The following is an 876-nucleotide window of genomic DNA, read 5'->3' as shown; positions in this document are numbered from 1 at the left end:
GAACGGTTTTCTTGGTTTGAATAGATATTCAATTTTGAGTAGGTATTACTCAGAGTTAAGTGACGATAGCCTAGGAGATACACCTGTACCCATGCCGAACACAGAAGTTAAGCCCTAGAACGCCGGAAGTAGTTGGGGGTTGCCCCCTGTGAGATATGGAAGTCGCTTAGCTCTAGGGAGTTTAGCTCAGCTGGGAGAGCATCTGCCTTACAAGCAGAGGGTCAGCGGTTCGATCCCGTTAACTCCCATAGGTCCCGTAGTGTAGCGGTTATCACGTCGCCCTGTCACGGCGAAGATCGCGGGTTCGATTCCCGTCGGGACCGTTAGAATAACGTAAGTTATTTTAGACTCGTTAGCTCAGTTGGTAGAGCAATTGACTTTTAATCAATGGGTCACTGGTTCGAGCCCAGTACGGGTCATATATGCGGGTTTGGCGGAATTGGCAGACGCACCAGATTTAGGATCTGGCGCTTAACGGCGTGGGGGTTCAAGTCCCTTAACCCGCATTAAGATATAATAAATGAGCCGGCTTAGCTCAGTTGGTAGAGCATCTGATTTGTAATCAGAGGGTCGCGTGTTCAAGTCATGTAGCCGGCATTTTTAGATAGAAGAAAACAGTGCGAACGTAGTTCAGTGGTAGAACACCACCTTGCCAAGGTGGGGGTCGCGGGTTCGAATCCCGTCGTTCGCTTAGAGAGGCCGGGGTGGCGGAACTGGCAGACGCACAGGACTTAAAATCCTGCGATTGGTAACGATCGTACCGGTTCGATTCCGGTCCTCGGCATAATATAATGAGCACCCTTAGCTCAACTGGATAGAGTACCTGACTACGAATCAGGCGGTTAGAGGTTCGACTCCTCTAGGGTGCATTTTTCT

General features: G+C 49.9%; 8 tRNA genes and 1 rRNA gene. All 9 read left to right on the top strand.

What is annotated here, in order from left to right:
* Positions 1-55: 55 nt before the first annotated feature.
* Positions 56-171, top strand: a 5S ribosomal RNA gene (gene rrf, locus D8855_RS10385).
* Between the two features lie 4 nt (positions 172-175).
* Positions 176-248, top strand: a tRNA-Val gene (locus D8855_RS10380).
* Between the two features lie 2 nt (positions 249-250).
* Positions 251-323 (top strand) — tRNA-Asp (locus D8855_RS10375).
* A gap of 23 nt (positions 324-346) precedes the next feature.
* Positions 347-419 (top strand) — tRNA-Lys (locus D8855_RS10370).
* Positions 420-424: 5 nt separating this feature from the next.
* A tRNA-Leu gene (locus D8855_RS10365) sits at positions 425-506 on the top strand.
* Between the two features lie 18 nt (positions 507-524).
* A tRNA-Thr gene (locus tag D8855_RS10360) sits at positions 525-597 on the top strand.
* A gap of 22 nt (positions 598-619) precedes the next feature.
* Positions 620-691, top strand: a tRNA-Gly gene (locus D8855_RS10355).
* Positions 692-698: 7 nt separating this feature from the next.
* Positions 699-784: transfer RNA gene (locus tag D8855_RS10350), tRNA-Leu, on the top strand.
* 11 nt (positions 785-795) lie between these two features.
* Positions 796-869 (top strand) — tRNA-Arg (locus tag D8855_RS10345).
* The last annotated feature ends 7 nt before the right edge of the window (positions 870-876 follow it).

The sequence above is a fragment of the Streptococcus mitis genome, from assembly GCF_003942685.1.
Lineage (GTDB): Bacteria > Bacillota > Bacilli > Lactobacillales > Streptococcaceae > Streptococcus > Streptococcus mitis_CD.
Note: the sequence above shows the minus strand (reverse complement) of the source record. Positions and strands in the feature narration are given on the sequence as shown.